Origin of the sequence: Chitinophaga sedimenti (assembly GCF_023156195.1) — a bacterium.
In the GTDB taxonomy this organism is placed as follows: Bacteria; Bacteroidota; Bacteroidia; order Chitinophagales; family Chitinophagaceae; genus Chitinophaga; species Chitinophaga sedimenti.
In genome coordinates, this window is the sequence record NZ_JAKUKA010000001.1 from 5,026,230 (window position 1) to 5,046,348 (window position 20,119).

The window sequence follows — 20,119 nt, forward strand, 5'->3', positions numbered from 1 at the left end:
AGAAAACAAGTTCTCCTTTTTCCCTATTTTTATGATCCCTATGCAAAAACTATTCATTACCGCCATCGGCATTTTCTGGGCTACGATCCTGCACGCGCAGGGTTACGATATTTCCGTTAAAGTAAAGGATTACAAGCAGGGAACGGTGTACCTCGGTCACTATATGGGCAGAAGCACCTACCTGATGGACTCTGCCCAGATCGGTCCCAACGGCGTGGCGCAGCTGAAAGGCAAGGAAAAGGCGCTCGGCGGCATTTACCTGGTGGTATTGCCGGGGCGACAGCGGTATACCGAAGTGCTGCTGGACAAGCAACAAACTTTTTCCATGACCGTGGACACGGCCGACCTGGTAAAAGGTACGGTGTATACCGGCTCTCCCGATAATGAATTGTTCGTTTCCTACAACCAGTACCTTAGCAACCTGGAGGCGGATAATCGCGAAATGCAACGGCTGTTGGCCCTTCGCACAAAGGAAGACACGACAAAAGCGGCCGCAGTGCAAGCCGAGTTATTTAAAAAAATCAACATAAAAGAGAAGAAATCATCACTAAAAACCCGAAAGCCCTGCTTTCGGCTATTTTTAAGATGATGAAAGAACCGGAAGTGCCGCAAACGCTGCCTAAGAAAGCAGACGGTTCACCGGATTCCACTTTCCCGTATCGTTATTATAAAGCGCATTACTGGGATAATACAGATCTTACCGACGGCCGCCTGGTGCGCACACCCGTGTACGAAGGCAAACTACAGAAGTATTTTTCACAGATGGTTGTGCCCGAGGCAGATTCCATTACCGCCGAGGCAGACAAAATTCTCACCAAAACCCGCGCGGATAAAGAAATGTTCAAATTCACGCTGTGGTGGCTGACCAATACCTACGAAACCTCGCCCTACATGGGCATGGACGCAGTGTTCGTTCACCTGGTGGAAAAATATTATGTGGCCGGCGATGCCACCTGGCTTACCGAAGACCAGAAGAACAAGATTATTTCACGCGCTTATACTATTGCCCCGAACCTGATCGGGCAACCCGCGCCGCCGCTGGTGCTGGAAGATACCACCGGCAAGCCTGTTTCGTTGTATAATGTGAAAGGCAAATATACCGTCCTGGTTTTCTGGGATCCCACCTGCAGCCACTGCAAAACAGAAGTGCCCCGCATCGATTCGGCGTTCAACGCCATCTGGCGCAATAAGGGCATAGCAGTAATGGGGGTTAAAACAGAAGGCTCCAAAGAGGATTGGCAGGCTTTCATCAAAAAGAACAAGCTCTCCGGATGGGTGCACGCTTGGGACCCGCAACAAAAGAGCAATTACCGCCGCCTCTACGATGTATACAGCACACCTGTAATTTACCTGCTTGATGAGAAGAAAAAGATCGTTGCGAAACGTTTAGGCGTGGAACAATTGATCGGATTTCTACAACATCTGGACAAACAAACACCAACAACAGCGATTAAATAAGACCTGCTTAAACCCTTTGCAATAACCTGTATGTCAATTGATTGCCAAATGACGACAGCCTTTTGGCACGTTCTTTGGCTTCTGCTTCTCGCAAGCAAACCAAAACAATCAATTAAACTTCTAAGGTTATGACAAAGAAAATTTTATGTTCCATTGCAGCAGTAGCTTTTGCAGCAAGCGTTAGTGCACAGGCAAGGGTGGGTATCAAAGGTGGTTTCAACCTCTCTAACATTTCCAACGCGAATGATGGCACCTCCGACAACGCCAACATGCTTCCTTCCTGGAATGCGGGCGTAATCGCCGACTTCCCATTATCGCCAATCTTATCGCTGCAACCAGGTGTTTTTTACAGCACTAAGGGTTCTAAAATCGAAAGAGGTAACTCCAGCGATGTAGATTATTTAAAAACCACGACCAATCCATCTTATATCGAGATCCCGGTAAACTTCGTAGGTAAGATTCCGTTAGGCGCCGACGGCAGCAATAAGTTTTTTGCAGGTGTAGGACCGTATGCAGCTTTTGGCGTGGCAGGTAAAAACAAATATACTTTTAGCTCCGGCGCTACTAAAGTAACCGGCGAAAGCAATATTAAATGGGATGACGATACCCCGTTCAACACTGGCGATCCTAATCAGGGTTATGACAAATACAAACGTTTTGACTGGGGTGGTAACCTGATGGCAGGCTTTGAATTTGGCAACGTGCAGGTAGCTGCGCAGTATGGCCTGGGTTTTGCTAAGATCGTGTCTGGCGAAGATGATGGCCGTAACGACAAGAGCAAAAACCGTGTACTGAGCTTCTCGGTGGCGTATTTGTTCGGCGGTAAATAATCAAGCCCGATTAAAAACCAATTATAAACAACTTCGAACATGAAAAAAGTTCTGTTATCAGCCTTTGCGCTGTGTATTGCAGGCCTCTCCTTTGGGCAGACAAAATTCGGTGTGGTCGCCGGTCCCAGCTTCTCTAGTGTAACCACAAAAGTAGGTGGTAATAAAGAAACCAGCGATCTGAAAGTAGGGTTCCGTGGCGGTTTTACAGCCGACATTCCCCTGGCGGACGAGTTTTACATCCAACCGAGCCTGCTTTATGTTGGCAAAGGCAGCAAGGATTCCCGCGATTTCATCGGCGGTACCGATATCAGCTACGAAAGAACACTTCATTACATTAACGTGCCGGTAAACTTCCTGTTTAAGCCGGAAGTAGGTAACGGTAACATGTTACTGGGCATCGGACCCTACTTCGCTTATGCAGTAGGCGGTAAATTCGGCAGCAATTCAGAAGATATCTTTGATGATAACTACCGGATGGTGTAAAAAGATTCGATTCGGGCGGTAACCTGCAGATTGGTTATGAAATGAAAAGTGGCCTTAATTTCTCTCTGAATGCAGAGATGGGTTTTGTAAATCTTCGCCATGATGGAGATAGCGACAATGCATTCCGCAACAACTCCTTCGGTGTTTCCGTAGGCTATAAGTTCGGTCGCTAACCAATTGATATATAACGGCAACGGACAAATATCCAGCCGCAGCAAAGCATTATGAAAATAAATATTAGTGCTACAGCTGCCGGCTGGATATTTTTTGAAAAAAAATCACCAACCTTTATGTGACAAATTTGTTTCGCTATCCTATAACCCCCAAGAGAGAACTATTTACTGAAGGAAAGTAAGCTCAAATTAATACCGGACACCTAACTGAATACAGAGAAACTGATCCCTTGCTTGCGTGCGTAAACAGCCGTAGGCCGGTATTTACAGCGTATTACCCCACAGGCGAAGAATTTTTTCCCGGAGCACTTAATAGAGAAAAGCAAAAAGCGCAAATATGAAACAGTTCTACGGCATTTCCCTTGCCTTCACGTTTCTTTCAGCCACGTTTGTAACCAATGTATCAAAAGCCCAGGTGAGCTTGGGTGTGCAGGCAGGTTACACATCTGCCGATTTTTCCTTTAATGGCCAAAACCGAAGTGACTATAGTAATGTTGCTTCCTATACCAAGCCGGTAAAAGGCATTCATGTAGACCTGCTATTCAATTTTCCGCTGCCGCCGGATAATTTGTACATCCAGTCCAGCCTGCGGTTTGTAACCAAGGGCACAACTTTTACGCCGGTTAAATACGAGCAGCCCGACCTTACTGATACATATGTTACGTCCGGGACAAGCATGCGTTTAAATTATCTTGAAGTACCGGTAAACCTTGTGTACAAACAACCTGTCGGTATAGGCCGTGTTATGGTTGGCGCAGGTATTTACGGCGCGTACGGCCTTAAAGGCAGGTATGATTATAAGGTAAGCCGCAACGGAGCCACTGTCACCAAAGACAGCCGCGATATCCAGTTCTCCCGTTCGTCTAATACCAACCCTTCCGTGATGCGGATTTTTCCCTGGGACATGGGCATCAACGGACTGGCGGGGTTCGAATTCAATAACCACGTATCGCTGAGCGCCAATTTTGCCAGGGGGTTATTGATGTGGACCGCAACAATGGCACTTCCACCAAAAACTACTGCCTCGGCTTAACGCTTGGTTACCTGTTTAACCGCGAAGATTACTAGGCTTGATCTTTCCTGAAAAAAATTTCCCGGTGCATAGGGGTATGCGCCGGGATGCGCGTCTTTTAATGAATCATCACAATAAGTTTCACTATTAAAGGTGTGACAGTTATAGGGAAAAATTAAGCCATCTCGTATCTACGGATGGCTCTTTTCTTTTTATAGTGATGTGGTGGCTGTTTATACAATCGCCTCCACTACTTTCCGGATTACTTTGGGTTTGCCCAGTGTATAGTAGTGCAGCACGGGTATGCCAGCCGCCTTCAGTTCGCAGGACTGCTGAATCAGCCATTCGGTCCCCAGCTCCTCCACTTCCTTGTCCGTTTTACATTTCAGGATTTCGTTAGAGAAGTCGGTCGGGATATCCACATGAAAAATACGCGGGAGCACCGACAATTGCTTTTTGGAAGTGAGCGGCTTTAGGCCCGGGATAATGGGCACTTTTATACCAGCGTCGCGGCACTTTTGCACGAAATCGAAAAACTTCTTGTTGTCAAAAAACATTTGTGTAACGATGTAATCGGCACCGGCCTCCACTTTGCGGATGAGGTGCTCGATATCGTTTTGCATATTGGGCGCTTCGAAGTGCTTTTCCGGGTAACCGGCCACACCGATGCAGAATTTCGTTTTTACCCCTTCTACCAGGTCTTCTTCCAGGTAGATGCCATTGTTCATCTGCGCCACCTGGTGCAGCAGGTCAATGGCGTAGCGGTGGCCATTGGGATGCGGTTCAAAAAAGGTTTCGTTTTTGGGAGCGTCGCCGCGGAGCACCAGCACATTGTCGATACCCAGGAAAGCCAGGTCGATAAGCGCGTTTTCAGTTTCCTCTTTGCTGAACCCACCACAAATAAGGTGCGGCACTGCATCTACATTATAATGGTTCATGATAGCGGCACAAATGCCAACCGTACCCGGGCGCTTACGGATTTCCACCTTGTCGAAGGAGCCGTCTGCCCGCTTTTTGAACATATGTTCGCTGCGGTGATAGGTCACATTAATGAAAGCCGGATTAAAAGCCATCAACGGATCCGGTGGTCATAAATAGATTCGATGCTTTTTCCTTTCAGGGGGGCAGTATTTCGAAGGAGATGAGCGTATCCTTTGCCTGCGCTATATGTTCGGTTACTTTCATATGTTCAGTGGCGGCTTGTTAAAACTATCCAAAAATAATATATCGGTACATAATTAGCTAATAAAGGCTTTGCGAGTACTATTTTCTTATTTTTGCGAAGTTTGATCATTTATGTCACTTAGAATACATACCCAACAACTGGTAAAACGCTACGGGGCCCGCACGGTGGTAAACCATGTGTCTGTAGAAGTAAGTCAGGGCGAAATTGTAGGTTTACTTGGGCCGAACGGCGCTGGTAAAACCACATCATTTTATATGGTAGTGGGCCTCATCAAGCCGGATGAGGGGGAAGTATTCCTCGAAGACGTGAATATTACCAAACTTCCGATGTTCAAACGCGCCCAAATGGGTATCGGTTACCTGCCGCAGGAGGCGTCAATTTTCCGGAAACTGAGCGTGGAAGATAATATCTCCGCCGTTCTCGAAATGACAAATCTCACCCGGGCACAGCAAAAAGCCAAACTGGAAGAACTGCTCAACGAGTTTCGTCTCACGCACGTAAGGAAAAGCCCCGGCGACGTACTTTCCGGTGGTGAGCGACGCCGTACCGAAATAGCCCGCGCCACGGCGGTAGATCCCAAGTTCATTCTGCTGGATGAGCCGTTTGCGGGCATCGACCCCATTGCCGTGGAAGATATTCAGTCAATTGTAGCAAAGCTTAAGTATAAAAACATCGGTATTCTCATTACCGATCACAACGTACAAGAAACCCTCTCCATCACCGACAGGGCCTACTTGCTGTTCGAAGGCAAAATTCTGAAAGCCGGTTCGGCCGAAGAACTTGCAGAAGACGAACAGGTAAGAAAAGTGTATCTTGGCCAGAATTTCGTGCTGAGGAGAAAAAATTACCTGGAAGAGGCAGCTAAACAGTAATCAACGATTTCACCCTAGGATAAACCTTTATGAAGATTTTAAGTCCCGCAATATCACAGTTGGCAAGGTTGCGCATGGGGCGTATCGAGTATTTTATGCAATACCCGCTGCAGGTACAGCAGCAGGTGTTTCAAAACTTGCTCAGCGCCGCGCAATACACCGAGTTTGGTAAACAATACGGGTTCTCCAATATTTTTAAGATAGAAGAATATAAGTCCCGGGTACCGGTACAAAACTACGACTCCATTAAATCCTATATCCAAAGGATGATGGAAGGAGAGCAAAACATACTCTGGAACACGCCTATCAAGTGGTTCGCCAAATCGAGCGGCACCACGTCCGACAAAAGTAAATTCATTCCTATTTCTGTGGAAAGCCTGGACGAGTGCCATTACCGCGCCGGCCGGGATATGTTTTCGCTGTTCTATAACAACTTTCCCGATTCGGAGTTGCTTACCGGTAAGTCGCTCGCCATCGGCGGCAGCCATCAGGTAAACAATTTGTCGCCGGATGGCGACAGCTATTATGGCGACCTGAGCGCCGTAATGCTGCAGAACATGCCGTTTTACGGTAACCTGGTACGTACGCCAGATCTTTCCATCGCCCTTATGGACGAGTGGGAAGAGAAGATCGAGCGCATGGCGCAGCAGGTGATACACGAAAATGTAACGTCTATTGTTGGGGTGCCTACCTGGACCATCGTTCTGATCAAACGCATATTTGAACTTACCGGAACCGACAACCTGGCCGACGTATGGCCTAACCTGGAATTGTACGGCCATGGCGGTGTGAGCTTCACGCCGTACCGCGAACAGTTTAAAAAACTGATCCGCAAGCCTAACATGCATTACCAGGAGTCGTATAACGCATCCGAGGGCTTCTTTGCGTCGCAGGACGTTATGGGTGAAGAAGGCATGCTGTTGTTCCTGAACCATGGTATCTTCTACGAGTTTATGCCCATGGAGGAATACGGAAAAGAATTCCCGCGTACCTTACAGCTAAATGAAGTGGAGCTGGGTAAAAACTATGCCCTCATCATCAGCACCAACGGTGGCTTATGGCGTTACCTGGTGGGCGATACCATCCAGTTCGTCAGCCTGGCGCCGTACCGCATCCGTGTGAGCGGCCGCACCAAATCGTTCATCAATGCATTTGGCGAAGAGTTGATCGTAGATAACTCCGATAAAGCGATTGCTGCGGCCTGCGAAGCTACCGGCGCGCTGGTGGCCGATTATACCGCAGCCCCGATTTACTTCTCCGATGCAGGCAATGGGGGCCACGAATGGCTGATCGAGTTTGAAACAGCACCGGATAACTTCGATAAATTTGTGACCGTGCTGGACGATACGCTCAAAAAAATCAACTCCGATTACGAGGCAAAACGTCATAAAGATATCGCACTGCGCATGCCGCTGGTACACAGCGTGCCGCCCAACACCTTCTGCGAATGGCTGAAGAGCAAGGGCAAACTCGGCGGCCAGCATAAAGTACCACGCCTTCATAATGAACGCCACCACCGGAGGAAATCCCGGCCTTCATCAAAAAATAACCAATCTTCTTTTTCCTATTTTTTTACCAATTGTTAAACTGACAACAAACAATGAAATTACTTGAAAACAAAGTGGCAATAGTAACCGGTGCGAGCAGGGGAATTGGTGAAGCTATTGCACTGCTGTTCGCGGAACATGGCGCAAACGTAGCTTTCACTTATGTTAGCAGCGACGAAAAAGCGAAAGCGCTCGAAGCAAAACTGACCGAAAAGGGTGTAAAAGCCAAAGCATACAAAGCCAACGCCGGTGTATTCGCCGAATGTGAAGCTATGGTAAACGATGTGGTAAAAGAATTTGGTACAGTAGATATTTGCGTAAATAACGCTGGCATTTCCAAAGACAATCTCCTGCTGCGCCTTAGCGAAGATCAGTGGGATGAAGTGATGGACATCAACCTGAAGAGCGTATATAACATGACCAAACTGGTGATTCGTCCGATGATGAAAGCGCGCAGCGGCTCCATCATTAACATGAGCTCCATTATTGGCGTAAAAGGCAATGCGGGACAGAGCAGTTATGCGGCTTCCAAAGCAGGCATCATCGGCTTTTCGAAATCCATTGCCGCCGAAGTGGGCAGCCGTAACATTCGCGTGAACAGCGTAGCACCGGGTTTTGTGGAAACCGATATGACCAATTACCTGAAAGACGGTGAAGCGGCGCAGGGCTATATCAATAAGATTCCTTTGGCGCGTTTCGGTAAGACCGAAGACATTGCCAACGCCTGCCTGTTCCCGGCTTCCGATATGGGTAACTACATCACCGGCCAGACACTGAGCGTGTGCGGCGGTTTAAATATGTAATATTTTATATTGATAAACGTAAAGGGCGGTTTTGTGTTAACAAGGCTGCCCTTTGCATTGTGCAATAGGGGAGAACAAGTTGAAGCGTGCGACGCAACGGCGGCTGAAGAAGGATTTGACGCCGGTGGCACAAAAAATTGATGGTAATATGATTAACGTACAGCAGATACAAGACCTGGAAAGGTTTATTATACATAAAGTAGGCAACTCCTCGCAAGACGAGCCGCTGCTGCTTTCGCAACAGCCTTTTGAACTGACGGACGAAACGGTGGCCAACCTGCTGCTGACCTATTTTATACAGCCCTTCACCAACAACGGCGAGTATTTCCGGTTTACGCACGAGGCGGACCTGGAGCTGAACGAGATCTTTAAGTATTGCAGCAATATTTTCGACGATAAGGACAGCTTTCTGGACCAAAGTGTGCACATTGCTAAACATTTATATAAACACAGTACCCATCCTAAGATCAAGGGCGGTGAATTGTACATCGTGTATTTTTCCCGCTGTCTCGTTGATGGCGAAGAGGTAGAAGCAGTGGGGATTTTTAAGTCGGAGAACAAGGATACGTACCTGAAAGTGTTCCTGAACAGTGATAATTACGAGGTGAATCATGATGAGGGCATCAACATCAGCAAGCTGGATAAGGGCTGCCTGATCTTCAATATGGAGAGGGGCGAGGGCTACAAAGTGAGCGTGATTGATACCCGCAACAAAGAAAATGAAGCGGTGTACTGGAAAGATGCGTTTTTACAGGTGGTACGACGCGAGGATAATTACCACCAGACCGAAACTATGGTGAACCTTTGCAAACAGTTCGTCGAGCAGCGTTTGCCGGAGGAGTATGATATGAACCGCGCCGACCAGATTGACCTCCTGAACCGTACGGCCACTTATTTTAAAGAGAAAGAACAGTTTCAGCTGGAAGAATTTGCCACCGAAGTACTTGGCAACCAGGACGCGATCGAATCATTCCGCGAATACCGCGATCATTATCAAAAGGAAAACCGCCTCGATGTGCCCGATGAATTCGATATTTCTGGTCCCGCGATGAAGAAATCCGGCCGCGTATTTAAAAGCATCCTCAAGCTGGACCGCAACTTTCACGTATACATACATGGCGACCGTGAAATGATTGAGCGTGGTTTCGACGAGCAAAACAACATGCAGTTTTATAAATTATTTTTCGAGGAGGAGCATTAGGGTGTAACCGGCCGCAGTGCGCTGGCCCATTAGCCGTCGCACACTTTAACTTTTTCCTATAAAATAAAACACCCGCGTACAACCTGTAAGCGGGTGTTTTACTATATGAACATGGCACTAATGTACGCCCCAGCCCATCTTTGCCAGTTTCTTCTTTTCCACTTCCAGCTCGTCCCACAGCTGATCGATGCGCGCGTTATAGTAGTAGCTGCCTTCGGAGGCACGCAGGTATTGGACCTCATAGTATTGTTTGTATAAGCCATAATACTCCTGCAAAGCACTATTGAGCCGCAGTGCGCCCGGGGAAAAGGTGCTTTCGCGCATTTCGGCCAGCATGCCCAGGTTTTCGTCGAAGTAGTAAATGCCAAAGTTTTTGATTTTGTTGGCCGTTGTGCGGTCGCTCATGATAGTGCGGCCGTTGGAGTAGAGCGTGTAGTCGGAGGCGGTGGCAGCCATGGCTTCATTACGTTCCAATCGCTGCACTTTGTCGCGGTAGTCTTCGGCGCCCCACTTCATGCAAAAGAAAAATATCAGTGCCAGTACGGTAATTAAACCGGCCGCGCTTGGGAACGCCCACTTTTTGAGCCAGGCTTTTTATCCTGAAACACCCCGAAGTAATAGGCATGTGTCAATATAAAGCCGAATACCAGCCCGCCGTAATGCGCGCCATGGTCCGTGTTGCTTTTGGTTACAAATGACAGGACGTTTGTTACGACAATAGTGATTAGTATGCTGCTCAGCAATGCTTTACGTTCCCTGGGTTCGATGAGGTTTTTGATGCTGAACATGGCGAACAACACGCCGATCAGTCCATAAATGGCGCCGGATGCGCCCACGGAAGGCAACAGGTCGTTCCACCAGATGCTGATCGTGGACGAAGCGAAGCCGCAGATAAGGTAGGCTGCCAGAAAGCGCCGGTACCCGAGGATGTGTTCGAGGTAAATGCCTAATACCATTAAAAAGTACATGTTAAAGAAGATATGCAACACGGAAGCGTGCATGAACACCGCCGAAAACACACGCCACGGCTGATCAATGAGCGTAAACAGCTTGAAGTCCGCCCCGAATTGCACGAGGATTTGCGGATGTACCCATAAAAACGAGTTTCCGGTGAACATCATCGTAAGGCCCAGCATCACGTAGATTAGTACGTTGATCGTAATGATGATGGGCGTTATGGTATAACCGGGTACCGGTTTAAATACTGCGAAAAAGCCTTCCACGATGCGCTCGCGATTAGCCGTGATATGGTAATGTGCCGGTTTGTCCATCGATTTCAACCGGCGTGTTGCTACTTCCTGCTCCAGTTCTTCTGCCGAAAGCCTTTCAGCCAGGTGGCTGATGGTCGCTGTAAGCAGTTGCAGGTCTTTCCGGTTTTTAAAGAAGTCGATAATCTGCATGCCCATACTGGTACTGGAAAATTCGGCCTCGTAGGAGGAAATGTTCACCACTACGCGGTCGTAAAAGGAGCGCAATGAAAAAGGTGTGATGGCCGTAATGCTGTTTTCCTCGACGTTGCTGATGTCCCAGCCGAGTTGTTCCATGGCCTTCCAGGTGAGGGCAAGGTATTGGGCAGGGGTGAGCTGATCCAGGTAAACGCTCATTTGCGCCCTGGGAGGGAAACCGATCATAGGAATAGGTTTAAGCGGTTTTTGAAGAAAGGTTAAAAAAGCAGCGTAGTCTGTTGACTACGCTGCTGTAAATATATTACTAATTATCGTTCTGCGAAGAATTCGGTGGTCGCTGACCCTGGGGGCGATTGTCCGGCCGGGGCTTCTGCGGTCCATCGGGCCTTGGTGGCCTGCTTTCCTGCTTTTGCCCATCATTTCGGGGCTGGCCTCCCGGTTTGGGACCTTGCTGACCTTCGGGACGGGGCTTTTGTGGTTGCCCTTCGTTCCTCGGTTTTTGTTGCTGGCCTTCAGGGCGAGGCGGCCTGTTCTCCTGTTTCGGCTTCTGCTGACCTTCGGGCCTTGGCTTCTGTCCCTGCTGCTGACCTTCAGGTCTTGGCGGGCGGTCCTGCTTCGGCTTTTGCCCTTCGGGACGCTGACGCTGTCCCTGCTGGCCTTCGGGCCTTGGCGGACGGTTTTCCTGCCTTGGCTTTTGCTGGCCTTCCGGTTTAGATTGCTGCTCGGGTCTGTTGGGACGATTCTCCTGTTTTTGTTTGGGAGCATTGTCGCCTTTGGCTTTTTGCTGGGGCTGCTGTGGGCCTCTGCCGCCTTTATTATCTTTCCCTTGCTGTTGCTTTTCTTTACCCTTCTGTTTCCGTTTCTGGGAAGCTTTTTCCAGGGAGCGGAGACTGATTTGTCCTACCACATCCACAAAACCGAGGTCGGCTTCTTTAGCCGGCTTGCTGCTAACCACTTCCACTGCTTTCAGTTCTTCCGGTTTCACCCCTTGTTTGTTGAGGTGGCGGATTTCCTTTACGCGGGTAATGGTAAGCGGGTATTGTTTATTGCTGTTGTCGTAGGAGTACCACATCAGGTTTTTGAAGATATCGCGTTTCTGCAGGGAGGCGGTGCCACCTGCGGTTTCGATGGTATCGGCATCTTCAGGGAACTCTTTGAGTGCGTCCAGGTACGTATCCAGTTCGTAGTTCAGGCAGCATTTGAGGCGACCGCACTGGCCACTAAGTTTTGCCTGGTTAATAGAGAGGTTTTGGTAACGGGCAGCGGTGGTGTTCACCGATTTGAAGTCAGAGAGCCAGGTGGAGCAGCAGAGTTCACGGCCGCAACTGCCGATACCGCCAACCTTACCGGCTTCCTGGCGGGCGCCGATCTGGCGCATTTCCACTTTTACGCGGAATTCAGCAGCAAATATTTTGATCAACTCGCGGAAATCCACGCGATCATCGGCGGTATAGAAGAAGGTTGCCTTTCTTCCATCTGCCTGCATTTCCACTTCTGTCAGTTTCATTTCCAGTCCAAGGTTACGGGCCAGCGCGCGTGATTTGATCAGCGCTTCCTTTTCGCGGGCTTTATTATCCCTCATCCTGTTCAGGTCGTCGTTCGTAGCGCGGCGAAGCAGTTTTTTTACTTCGGGTGTATCTTCCACGCGGCGTTTTTTCATCTGGAGCTTTACCAATTCACCGGTAACGCTTACCATGCCAACGTCGAAGCCGCTTACGCCTTCCACTGCCACCATGTCTCCCTTATCAAAGAGCTGTTTGGTCACATTGCGGAAAAAATCTTTACGACTACCGTTATTGAAACTTACTTCTATAATGTCAAATGGTGCTAAACTATCACCCAGGGGTATATTCGCCAGCCAGTCAAACACATTGAGGCGGTTACATCCGCCCGTATCGCATCCTCCGTTACTTTTACACCCTGACGGCTTCCCTTCCGCACCTGTACCACATCCGGCACAAGCCATATTATATCAATTTAAAATTTACAAATAAAACAAATCCAGTCTGAAGCTCAACGCTTTTAAAAATACTGATTTAGTTTCAGTAAACAAAAAGCGAGCGCGTTAACGACAAAGGTAAGTGTTATGGCTTATATAACAACCGACCGGACGATTATACCGGCATAGGCCGGTTGCGGAAGATATACTGCAGTTTTATGGAGAGTGCGTGAAAGAGCATTTTGCCATTCGCATTACGCTCAATGTGGTAGCAGGCATTGTCCAGCTCTTCTACAATCAGCTGCATCTGTTCGAGGTTGGCCAGTTTCTGCAACTTGCCGGCGAAATCGATCTCTTCGTCCGAAAAAGCCACCTGGCTCCGGTCCATGAACTGCAGGCGAACGGTATGTTCCAGCAGGTTGATGAAGTAACGGAGAAACTGCTTTTGGTTTTCGCGGCCCATTTTGGCATTAGAAACATGTTCTATCCATTCCTGCAACGCCACGCGGTTTTGCGTAAATATGTAGTTGAGCCAGTTGCGGAGCAACTCATAATAGTCATTTTCGGCATGCTGCAACAGGTGTACAGCCTCCCGATAATTACCGGAAGAGATGGTGGCTATTTGCCGCGCCCCGGGTTCAGGGGTAAAGTTGCGCGCCATTAAAGCTTTTACCACTGCTTCGCGGGGCAGGGGATTTATTTTGATGAGTTGGGTGCGGGAGAGGATGGTCGCCAGGATCTGTTCTGGTTTTCCGCCACCAGCACAAAAATCGTTTTTGGTGGCGGCTCCTCAATCAATTTAAGAAGACGGTTTCCCTCGTTGCCCGGTATTCGGGCATCCACATCAATAATATCTTATACTCGCTCTCGAAGCTCTTCAGGCTCAGTTTTCGGATGATGTCCGGCATTCGTGCGTGGTAATATTGCCCTGTTTGTTTTCGGCGCCGATGAACTGCAGCCAGTCGTACGCGTTTCCGTATGGTTGTTGCGATACGAACTCTCGCCATTCGGCGATATAATCGGTGCTGATCGGTTTATCGCCCGATTTGCGGGGAATTACCGGGTAAGAATAGTGGATGTCCGGGTGAATGAACTGTGCCGCTTTAACACATGCAGCGCAACGGCCACAGGGTTCATTATCCTGCCGGTCTTCACACACCAGGAATTGTGTAAAAGCAAAAGCCATCGGCAGGCCGCCGGCGCCTTCCGGGGCCAGGAATATCATGGCGTGGCTAAGCCGATTGTTTTGAACGGCATGCACCAACTGTTCGTGTACCTCCTCCTGTGCTATGATATCTGAAAAAAACATGATCGAATGATTCGGCCGTGAAAATAGCACATATTATTTAATAGCCTTCGCGCTTACTTGAGCGACTGGAAACAGAGCTTTCTAAAAAAGCCGCTGGCGGTCATTTTGGGGGATGCAATGGAAACGTAGTAGCTGCCGGTGATGGTACGCTTAACCGGGTCTACGGATGTTATGTTGATCATCGCAGAGTCGGTTACGGCAAAATGATAAGCGTCGCCGCTGCCCATACCTATGAGAATGCGGCCGCTGGTGTCTTTTGTGCGGGAAGAATAAGTATAAATGCCTATCGGTATGCTATCGTTCTGTAAGTCGGTATAGTTGAGATACCGCCCGGTAGTAATGTTGGCAATTACTTTAAATGAATCCGTGCGCGCTTCGAGGCTGAGCAGCTTGTAGCTGCCCTCTGCCTTGGTAATGCGGATCATGGTTGAACTGATGAGCGATAATTGCTGAGAACGATTGCCAATAGTTGCGCTCCATTGCGACTCGGCACAGTTTTCGGCCATGCTGTCGTCGGATGCGCAGGAAGTAAAATAAAAAAGGAAAATGCCTGCGATTAACGCAGGTAAGGGACGTAAAAGTGTATTCATCGGCGATACGGATTTTCGGATAAGAAGGCTGCCGGAACTACCGGCAGCCTTCTTATTAGTATTTCTTTTCGATTGCGGCGGTTACTTCCGGCGCCAGCGGTAATGTTTTTGGAGGAAATACGGCTACCAGGTTGCCTTTTTCGTCGAGCAGGTATTTCTGGAAATTCCAGGTCACCTGGTCGGGCGTCAAGTTTTTCGCCTTGCTTTCTGCAAGCAGCCATTTGTACAGCGGGTGGATGTCGTCGCCTTTTACAGAAATTTTGGAAGACATCGGGAAGGTAACGCTGTAGTTGCTGGTGCAGAACTGCTGGATTTCCTCATTCGTACCAGGTTCCGGCCATTGAAATTGTTGGCGGGGAACCCCACAATAACAAGTTGACCTTTATATTTCTGGTACAACGCCTCCAGGCCTTCATACTGCGGAGTGAGGCCGCATTTGGAAGCTGTGTTGACGATGAGAATCTTTTTGCCCTTATAATCAGCGAAGTTGATTTTTTCTTGCCGTCGAGCGCTTCTACTTTAAAATCGTAGATGCCTTTTGGAGCGACGAAGAGTAGTGCGGACAATAACATTAACTTAAACATATCTGCGGCTTTTAATTGATTCCTATAAAGTTAGGCATACTCTGCCCATATGGAGTGATAATTATTTGTTAATAGGCAGAAGAAGTAAGCGCTTCATTATGAAGAGGATAGGTTTTTTTGCAAAAATAGTATCGTTCGGGGCGCATGTGTGTTCACCGGAATTCCGCTATTCATCGGTCATCCTTCGACAATCCTTCGGTGATCCTTCGGTTAAAGTTGGTTAAAGTCGCGCTGCCACTGAGCGGCATCGCGCGATGATCGAACGATCACCGAAGGATTGACGATAGATTGGCCATAAGCAAGGATTTACAACGGGCTCAACGATTGATTCTATCGCGACGGCTAATAGTATTTTAACGTATTATTTGTTCTGAAGATAATTTTCCAGCGGCAACCGATTGGTCAGGGAGCGGGCAAGTGTCATTTCATCTGCGTACTCCAGTTCGCCGCCAAATGCGATGCCCCTGGCGATAGTGGTAACTTTTACAGGTAGATCTTTAAGTTTTTTAGAAAGATAGTAGATGGTTGTATCACCTTCGATGGTGGGGCTTAAGGCCATGATTACTTCTTCGACGCCTGACTGCCGCACCCGTTCAACAAGCGTGTGTATGTTCAGTTGATCTGGCCCGATACCGTCTATGGGAGAGATGATGCCGCCAAGCACGTGGTAGGCGCCATTAAATTGTTGTGTGTTTTCGATGGCAATTACGTCGCGGATGCTTTCTACTACACAAACCAGTTTCTGGTTGCGCGTGTGGCTCGCGCAGATGTTGTTGCAGACGTCGTCGTCGGACACATTGTGGCATTGTTTGCAAAACTTGATCTGGCGACGCATACGGGTGATGACTTCGCCAAATTGTTCTACTTGCGGCGTTTCCTGCTTCAGCAGATGCAAAACCAGTCTCAGCGCGGTTTTTTTACCGATGCCGGGAAGTTTAGCAAATTCATTCACCGCATTTTCTATCAGAGCTGAAGAAACAATCATACTGCAAAGGTAAAAATTCTAAAGGGTAAGCCCGTCGTTTATGCTCCAGTTGGGCTTGATGTTCACCTGTTTCGGGAATGGAAATACTTTCTCCGGCTGCTTTTTGGGCTTGCCATAGTAAATACCGGTATCCCAGATGCCATTTTTATTTTCATCCACCAGAATGCGGATGTCGTACTGGCCGGGCTTAATGAGATCGCGTTTCCGGGAACCGCTGTTGATATTGCCGGTGTATTTAACCTCTTTACCCGACACCAGCTGCACTACAAAATCTATCGTATCCTTCATTTTGAGGTAGGTAGTGTCTGTAATTTTAAAAGAAAGAGTAACTGTTCCGTAGTCAGATCTTTCTTTCGAGTTGAATTTGATGGTATCCGCTTTCGCGAAGGTCTGATTGAGGGTATCGGTAGCGAAATCTTTCGGCAGGATCAGCTGGTACGGTTTGCCCTCTTTCCAGTTGTAGTTTACAACGAGCGTCTGGCGGGTTGTGTCATCCATCTTAGCCATTATAGGCACACGAATAAGCGATGTGTCTTCGAGCAACAAGATTTTTGTCGAATCCAGCATACGGACCGGGATCGTGAAACCCACTAGCATCGGTTCGCCCAGGTCCTGCTGGCCGCCTTCCAGTTTGGCGGAGGCCAGGAATTTAGGCAGTTTCTTTTTTCGCCTTCTTTGGGCTCTTCCGGCTCCGGTTGATCTTCGGGTACTGGAATGGCCACGGTATCTTTCTCCGGAACAACGCCAGGTTGATCCCTGAAATATTGGCTCCCAGCACGATGGCACTATCCACAAACGCAATCGACTCCGAGTGCTGTGTGTACTGCAGGTCACGATCTTCTTCCTTAAGTGCAAATATCTTATAACGGCCAGGCGCCAGGTTTTGAACCGGAAAGACCCATCGCCCTTACTGCGGGCATAGTAAAGGGGTTTCTCCTTCGATACAATCGAATCCTCCATGCTGGCGTACAAAAACACGCCGATGGTACTGTCAATCTGACCGGTTTCCGCCTGGTACGTGGTACCGGTGATCTGCAGAGAATCGAGGTAGTCGCCTGTTGATACTACATACTGAAAGTCCTCGATCGGGTTTCTTTCGTTCAGATCTCGGATGGCATCGTTGAAGTTGAACGTATAAGTGGTGTTGGGCTTAAGGGTGTCCTTTATGGCGATCGTCACCGTACGTAATTTGGCGGTGATAGTCGGTGTGCGTTTGAGAGTGGGAGACACGATCAGCTTTTCGATCACATTGTCGAGTTCGATGAATTCGTCGAATGTAAAAGAAATCTTTTGCTGGAAAAGTGCAGCGAAGAATCAGGCGGATTTACTCCCAGCAATCTTGGAGGCAATGTATCCTTAGGTCCGCCGCCGGGGGGACAATATTGGCACATTGCGTTAAATAGCAGGAAAAACCACCAACAACAGCAGCGCCCCTAACCTGATAGTCTGATTCATATAACCTGGTCGGATGTATTTAAGTATTTGCAAACTTAGTGTCTTTCGGGGAGAATTAGCCCCGGGAAATTCCCCGGCGTTTATACCTCTTCCTCCTCTTCGCCTACGAGTTGGTGCAGGGCGACCTGCAGTTTATTGTCTTTTACAAAATTACACCAGCGACAATCCTCTTTGCCGCAGCCGGTGTAAAATTCCTTGTTCTGAATTTTGGCCCACACGCTGGTGATTTGTTGGGTCACTGTCGTGATATCCTCTGGTGTAATAAAGACTTTCTCTTTGTGGTACTCTTTCTGTTTGTTGGGCTCCACGAAGTCGAATTCTGTACTTACCACCTGCCAGTTCTTTACTTTATAGTTGTCCAGCAGGATTTTATAGAACACTGCTTGCCGCCAATAATCGCCGCCATTCGGGTCGCGATCGTTCGGCCGTTCGAACTTGCGGTAGTCTTTGATCGCTTTCTGATAGTCGCCGGTTTTGTAATCGACCACGTTCACCTCACTGCCGTCGAACTCCAGTTTATCGATTTTACCTTTGATGGGTACTCCGTTCACGGTAATGTTACGCAGGTTACGTTCCACGCTTACGATGGTGTTCCAGCTAGGGAGGTATTTATCGTAGTAGTCGCCGAGAATATCGATGCCATACTCCATGCGCCGGTCGAATGATTCACGGGTGAAGCACTCGCGGTTGCGCATCATGCTGCTTTTGAAATCACGTAGAAATTCATCTTTCGACGGGAAAACATTGTGATTCGTCTGCATCTTCTGGAACAGCTTTTCCAGCGCAAAGTGCACCGCGGAGCCGAATTCGGTGTTCTCTGAGCGACCGGAGGGCACACGTACCAGGTTTTGATAGAAGAACGACAATGGACAGTTCAGGTAATTATTGAGGGCGGTTACGTTCATCGCAAAATTCCCTAACAGTGCGTCGATGAACAACTGGTCCACTTTCTGTATTTCCGGCGCAGACTCTTTGCCGTATTGTAAAGCTTCAAAGTCAAACAGGATTTCCTCTTTCAGTTCAATTTTATGGTTAGGCAGTATGTGCTGCTCAAGGATTTCGGAGATAAACATGCTCGGCTCCAGTGGTTTTCCATCCTGACGGAATTCCGGGTACGAGATGTACAAGTACTTTTCCGCGCGGGTAATGGCCACGTAGAAGAGGCGACGCAGCTCCTGTTCGTCGGTAGACGTAGCCTGTGTGGTAAATACCGTGTCAGGGAACGTGAACCCGGTACTGCTTTTACGCTTCTTTTCCCAAAGGTGGGAGTTGGCGCCGGCGATAAACACATATTCGAATTCCAGGCCCTTAGAGCCGTGGGCTGTGATAAGATTTACACCTTTTTCATTACCTGATACCTGCACCAGCGAAATTGGAATCTGGTTCGCCTCCATCAGGTCAATAGTCTCCATCAACGTGCCGATTTTCATATTCGGGTCACGGTGGGTTTCGTCTTTGATGAAGTCGAATACTGCCTGTAGTACCTTCATCAGCCAGATTTTTTCCGGTGAATCCATGACGTGCCTTAGGATGCCGCCTTCGGCGATGATATTGCTGAACAGCTGTTGCAGCGTAAGGTTCTGCGAATCGGCCATCCACTTTTCGAGCAGTGCGCCCAGTGCAAGGATTTCATCCGGCGGGGCGGTAGAGAACAGGGTTGGGTTCTGGGCCTTGTTCCATTCCTGCAGGTATTGCCGGATGGACGTTTTGCCGTCGGTGTAACTTTTTCGTTGGTACGTATGCTGACGAGGGCTGCTTCGATCGGTGCGATTTTGTAAAAATCGTAGTGCATGATCTCAAACAGGATGTCATCCCCGCTGTTGGGCGTTTCCAATTCGGCCGCCAGGTAGCGCAGGATTTGCAGGATCTTACGTGCAAACGGTATGTCGAACAGGTTGGTATTGCGTTTAGAGTAGAAAGGAATTCCTTTTAGGCGGAAGTACTGTGTGAGCTCTTCGCCATACCTGTTTTCTTTATAAATGATGGCAATTTTGCCGGGCATTACGCCCTGGTTTACCAGCTTTTCTACTTCGAGTGTAATACCGGCCATTTCGTCGCGACTGGTGTTGTAGCGATGTATTTCCGGGGGATGTCGAGTGCCGCGAGTTTATCATTGCTGGCAGCCGGTGTTTGCTGAGACCGGGCAGCTGATTTACGAGGCGTGAGTTTCCATTGTTTTCGATCAGCGTCATGGAAGCATCGAGCACGTTCTGAACAGAGCGGTAGTTCTGTGTAAGCACCACCGTGTGCAGGTCTTCCGCGAAGCTGCTCGCGAAAAGCTCCATG

The 20,119-nt window shown here is 48.5% G+C and carries 23 protein-coding genes and 1 pseudogene; 9 read left to right on the top strand and 15 right to left on the bottom strand.

Annotated features, from left to right (window positions below; all coding sequences use genetic code 11):
• Positions 1-40: 40 nt before the first annotated feature.
• The 5 genes from MKQ70_RS28835 to MKQ70_RS28855 all read left to right on the top strand — a co-directional run bounded on the left by MKQ70_RS28835 (position 41) and on the right by MKQ70_RS28855 (position 3,977).
• On the top strand, positions 41-589 hold the full coding sequence (locus MKQ70_RS28835) for a DUF4369 domain-containing protein (protein WP_248077371.1): 549 nt from the start codon (positions 41-43) through the stop codon (positions 587-589).
• Positions 586-1,458, top strand: coding sequence for a redoxin domain-containing protein (locus MKQ70_RS28840; RefSeq protein WP_248077383.1), 873 nt, complete (start codon positions 586-588; stop codon positions 1,456-1,458). The genes MKQ70_RS28835 and MKQ70_RS28840 overlap by 4 nt, the downstream gene beginning before the upstream one ends.
• 128 nt (positions 1,459-1,586) lie before the next feature.
• On the top strand, positions 1,587-2,288 hold the full coding sequence (locus MKQ70_RS28845; protein ID WP_248077392.1) for a porin family protein: 702 nt from the start codon (positions 1,587-1,589) through the stop codon (positions 2,286-2,288).
• 39 nt (positions 2,289-2,327) lie between these two features.
• Positions 2,328-2,771, top strand: a complete 444-nt coding sequence (locus MKQ70_RS28850) for a porin family protein (protein WP_248077394.1) — start codon at positions 2,328-2,330, stop codon at positions 2,769-2,771.
• Positions 2,772-3,281: 510 nt separating this feature from the next.
• Entirely contained in the window at positions 3,282-3,977 is a 696-nt protein-coding gene (locus MKQ70_RS28855) for a porin family protein (RefSeq protein ID WP_248077397.1), read from the top strand.
• 212 nt (positions 3,978-4,189) lie between these two features.
• Here the strand turns inward: MKQ70_RS28855 and MKQ70_RS28860 are convergent, their stop codons facing one another.
• Complete coding sequence (locus MKQ70_RS28860; RefSeq protein WP_248077399.1) at positions 4,190-5,002, bottom strand: methylenetetrahydrofolate reductase; 813 nt, start codon at positions 5,000-5,002, stop codon at positions 4,190-4,192.
• A gap of 250 nt (positions 5,003-5,252) precedes the next feature.
• Between MKQ70_RS28860 and lptB the strand changes: the two genes are divergently transcribed.
• The 4 genes from lptB (at position 5,253) to MKQ70_RS28880 (ending at position 9,565) form a co-directional block, all read left to right on the top strand.
• Complete coding sequence (lptB, locus tag MKQ70_RS28865) at positions 5,253-6,014, top strand: LPS export ABC transporter ATP-binding protein (RefSeq protein WP_248077411.1); 762 nt, start codon at positions 5,253-5,255, stop codon at positions 6,012-6,014.
• 29 nt (positions 6,015-6,043) lie between these two features.
• A complete protein-coding gene (locus MKQ70_RS28870; protein WP_248077414.1) occupies positions 6,044-7,600 on the top strand; it encodes a GH3 auxin-responsive promoter family protein in 1,557 nt (518 codons plus the stop codon).
• A gap of 14 nt (positions 7,601-7,614) precedes the next feature.
• Positions 7,615-8,364: a 3-oxoacyl-[acyl-carrier-protein] reductase gene (fabG, locus tag MKQ70_RS28875; protein ID WP_248077427.1), complete on the top strand. Its 750-nt coding sequence runs from the start codon at positions 7,615-7,617 to the stop codon at positions 8,362-8,364.
• A gap of 148 nt (positions 8,365-8,512) precedes the next feature.
• Positions 8,513-9,565: a nucleoid-associated protein gene (locus MKQ70_RS28880; RefSeq protein WP_248077430.1), complete on the top strand. Its 1,053-nt coding sequence runs from the start codon at positions 8,513-8,515 to the stop codon at positions 9,563-9,565.
• Positions 9,566-9,682: 117 nt separating this feature from the next.
• On the opposite strand, the gene MKQ70_RS28885 is transcribed toward MKQ70_RS28880, so the two are convergent.
• The 14 genes and pseudogenes from MKQ70_RS28885 to MKQ70_RS28950 form a co-directional block, all read right to left on the bottom strand.
• A complete protein-coding gene (locus MKQ70_RS28885) occupies positions 9,683-10,081 on the bottom strand; it encodes a hypothetical protein (RefSeq protein ID WP_248077433.1) in 399 nt (132 codons plus the stop codon).
• 32 nt (positions 10,082-10,113) lie between these two features.
• On the bottom strand, positions 10,114-11,196 hold the full coding sequence (locus MKQ70_RS28890; RefSeq protein WP_248077436.1) for a rhomboid family intramembrane serine protease: 1,083 nt from the start codon (positions 11,194-11,196) through the stop codon (positions 10,114-10,116).
• A gap of 79 nt (positions 11,197-11,275) precedes the next feature.
• Positions 11,276-12,841, bottom strand: a complete 1,566-nt coding sequence (locus tag MKQ70_RS28895; RefSeq protein WP_248077439.1) for a regulatory iron-sulfur-containing complex subunit RicT — start codon at positions 12,839-12,841, stop codon at positions 11,276-11,278.
• 244 nt (positions 12,842-13,085) lie between these two features.
• Entirely contained in the window at positions 13,086-13,586 is a 501-nt protein-coding gene (locus MKQ70_RS28900; protein WP_248077442.1) for a hypothetical protein, read from the bottom strand.
• A 20-nt stretch (positions 13,587-13,606) separates the two neighbouring features.
• The gene (locus MKQ70_RS42865) at positions 13,607-13,753 is read right to left on the bottom strand and encodes a DNA polymerase III delta subunit-related protein (RefSeq protein ID WP_372490042.1); all 147 of its coding nucleotides are present in this window, start codon (positions 13,751-13,753) and stop codon (positions 13,607-13,609) included.
• A gap of 40 nt (positions 13,754-13,793) precedes the next feature.
• Positions 13,794-14,219 (bottom strand): DNA polymerase III delta subunit-related protein, encoded by a 426-nt coding sequence (locus MKQ70_RS39920; RefSeq protein ID WP_282456858.1) that lies wholly within the window; start codon positions 14,217-14,219, stop codon positions 13,794-13,796.
• Positions 14,220-14,272: 53 nt separating this feature from the next.
• A complete protein-coding gene (locus MKQ70_RS28910; RefSeq protein WP_248077445.1) occupies positions 14,273-14,809 on the bottom strand; it encodes a hypothetical protein in 537 nt (178 codons plus the stop codon).
• 55 nt (positions 14,810-14,864) lie between these two features.
• A complete protein-coding gene (locus MKQ70_RS28915; RefSeq protein ID WP_248077448.1) occupies positions 14,865-15,080 on the bottom strand; it encodes a hypothetical protein in 216 nt (71 codons plus the stop codon).
• Positions 15,081-15,083: 3 nt separating this feature from the next.
• Positions 15,084-15,301: pseudogene (locus tag MKQ70_RS42870) on the bottom strand (glutathione peroxidase); the annotation flags it as partial.
• Between the two features lie 453 nt (positions 15,302-15,754).
• Positions 15,755-16,378 (bottom strand): recombination mediator RecR, encoded by a 624-nt coding sequence (gene recR / locus MKQ70_RS28930; protein WP_248077461.1) that lies wholly within the window; start codon positions 16,376-16,378, stop codon positions 15,755-15,757.
• Positions 16,379-16,396: 18 nt separating this feature from the next.
• Positions 16,397-17,665, bottom strand: coding sequence for an Ig-like domain-containing domain (locus MKQ70_RS28935; protein WP_308199558.1), 1,269 nt, complete (start codon positions 17,663-17,665; stop codon positions 16,397-16,399).
• 248 nt (positions 17,666-17,913) lie between these two features.
• Positions 17,914-19,428, bottom strand: coding sequence for a PD-(D/E)XK nuclease family protein (locus MKQ70_RS28940; protein WP_504909376.1), 1,515 nt, complete (start codon positions 19,426-19,428; stop codon positions 17,914-17,916).
• Positions 19,359-19,883, bottom strand: a complete 525-nt coding sequence (locus MKQ70_RS43905) for a hypothetical protein (protein ID WP_504909377.1) — start codon at positions 19,881-19,883, stop codon at positions 19,359-19,361. Before MKQ70_RS43905 ends, MKQ70_RS28940 begins: the two co-directional genes overlap by 70 nt.
• Positions 19,807-20,118, bottom strand: coding sequence for a hypothetical protein (locus tag MKQ70_RS28950; protein WP_248077465.1), 312 nt, complete (start codon positions 20,116-20,118; stop codon positions 19,807-19,809). Before MKQ70_RS28950 ends, MKQ70_RS43905 begins: the two co-directional genes overlap by 77 nt.
• Position 20,119 lies beyond the last annotated feature (1 nt).

Coding starts and splice junctions, on each gene's coding strand:
- MKQ70_RS28835 (WP_248077371.1), top strand. CDS start 41: ATGCAAAAACTATTCATTACCGCCATCGGCATTTTCTGGGCTACGATC.
- MKQ70_RS28840 (WP_248077383.1), top strand. CDS start 586: ATGATGAAAGAACCGGAAGTGCCGCAAACGCTGCCTAAGAAAGCAGAC.
- MKQ70_RS28845 (WP_248077392.1), top strand. CDS start 1,587: ATGACAAAGAAAATTTTATGTTCCATTGCAGCAGTAGCTTTTGCAGCA.
- MKQ70_RS28850 (WP_248077394.1), top strand. CDS start 2,328: ATGAAAAAAGTTCTGTTATCAGCCTTTGCGCTGTGTATTGCAGGCCTC.
- MKQ70_RS28855 (WP_248077397.1), top strand. CDS start 3,282: ATGAAACAGTTCTACGGCATTTCCCTTGCCTTCACGTTTCTTTCAGCC.
- lptB (WP_248077411.1), top strand. CDS start 5,253: ATGTCACTTAGAATACATACCCAACAACTGGTAAAACGCTACGGGGCC.
- MKQ70_RS28870 (WP_248077414.1), top strand. CDS start 6,044: ATGAAGATTTTAAGTCCCGCAATATCACAGTTGGCAAGGTTGCGCATG.
- fabG (WP_248077427.1), top strand. CDS start 7,615: ATGAAATTACTTGAAAACAAAGTGGCAATAGTAACCGGTGCGAGCAGG.
- MKQ70_RS28880 (WP_248077430.1), top strand. CDS start 8,513: ATGATTAACGTACAGCAGATACAAGACCTGGAAAGGTTTATTATACAT.
- MKQ70_RS28885 (WP_248077433.1), bottom strand. CDS start 10,081: ATGAAGTGGGGCGCCGAAGACTACCGCGACAAAGTGCAGCGATTGGAA.
- MKQ70_RS28890 (WP_248077436.1), bottom strand. CDS start 11,196: ATGATCGGTTTCCCTCCCAGGGCGCAAATGAGCGTTTACCTGGATCAG.
- MKQ70_RS39920 (WP_282456858.1), bottom strand. CDS start 14,219: ATGTTTTTTTCAGATATCATAGCACAGGAGGAGGTACACGAACAGTTG.
- MKQ70_RS28910 (WP_248077445.1), bottom strand. CDS start 14,809: ATGAATACACTTTTACGTCCCTTACCTGCGTTAATCGCAGGCATTTTC.
- MKQ70_RS28915 (WP_248077448.1), bottom strand. CDS start 15,080: ATGTCTTCCAAAATTTCTGTAAAAGGCGACGACATCCACCCGCTGTAC.
- recR (WP_248077461.1), bottom strand. CDS start 16,378: ATGATTGTTTCTTCAGCTCTGATAGAAAATGCGGTGAATGAATTTGCT.
- MKQ70_RS28940 (WP_504909376.1), bottom strand. CDS start 19,428: ATGGCCGATTCGCAGAACCTTACGCTGCAACAGCTGTTCAGCAATATC.
- MKQ70_RS43905 (WP_504909377.1), bottom strand. CDS start 19,883: ATGGCCGGTATTACACTCGAAGTAGAAAAGCTGGTAAACCAGGGCGTA.
- MKQ70_RS28950 (WP_248077465.1), bottom strand. CDS start 20,118: ATGGAGCTTTTCGCGAGCAGCTTCGCGGAAGACCTGCACACGGTGGTG.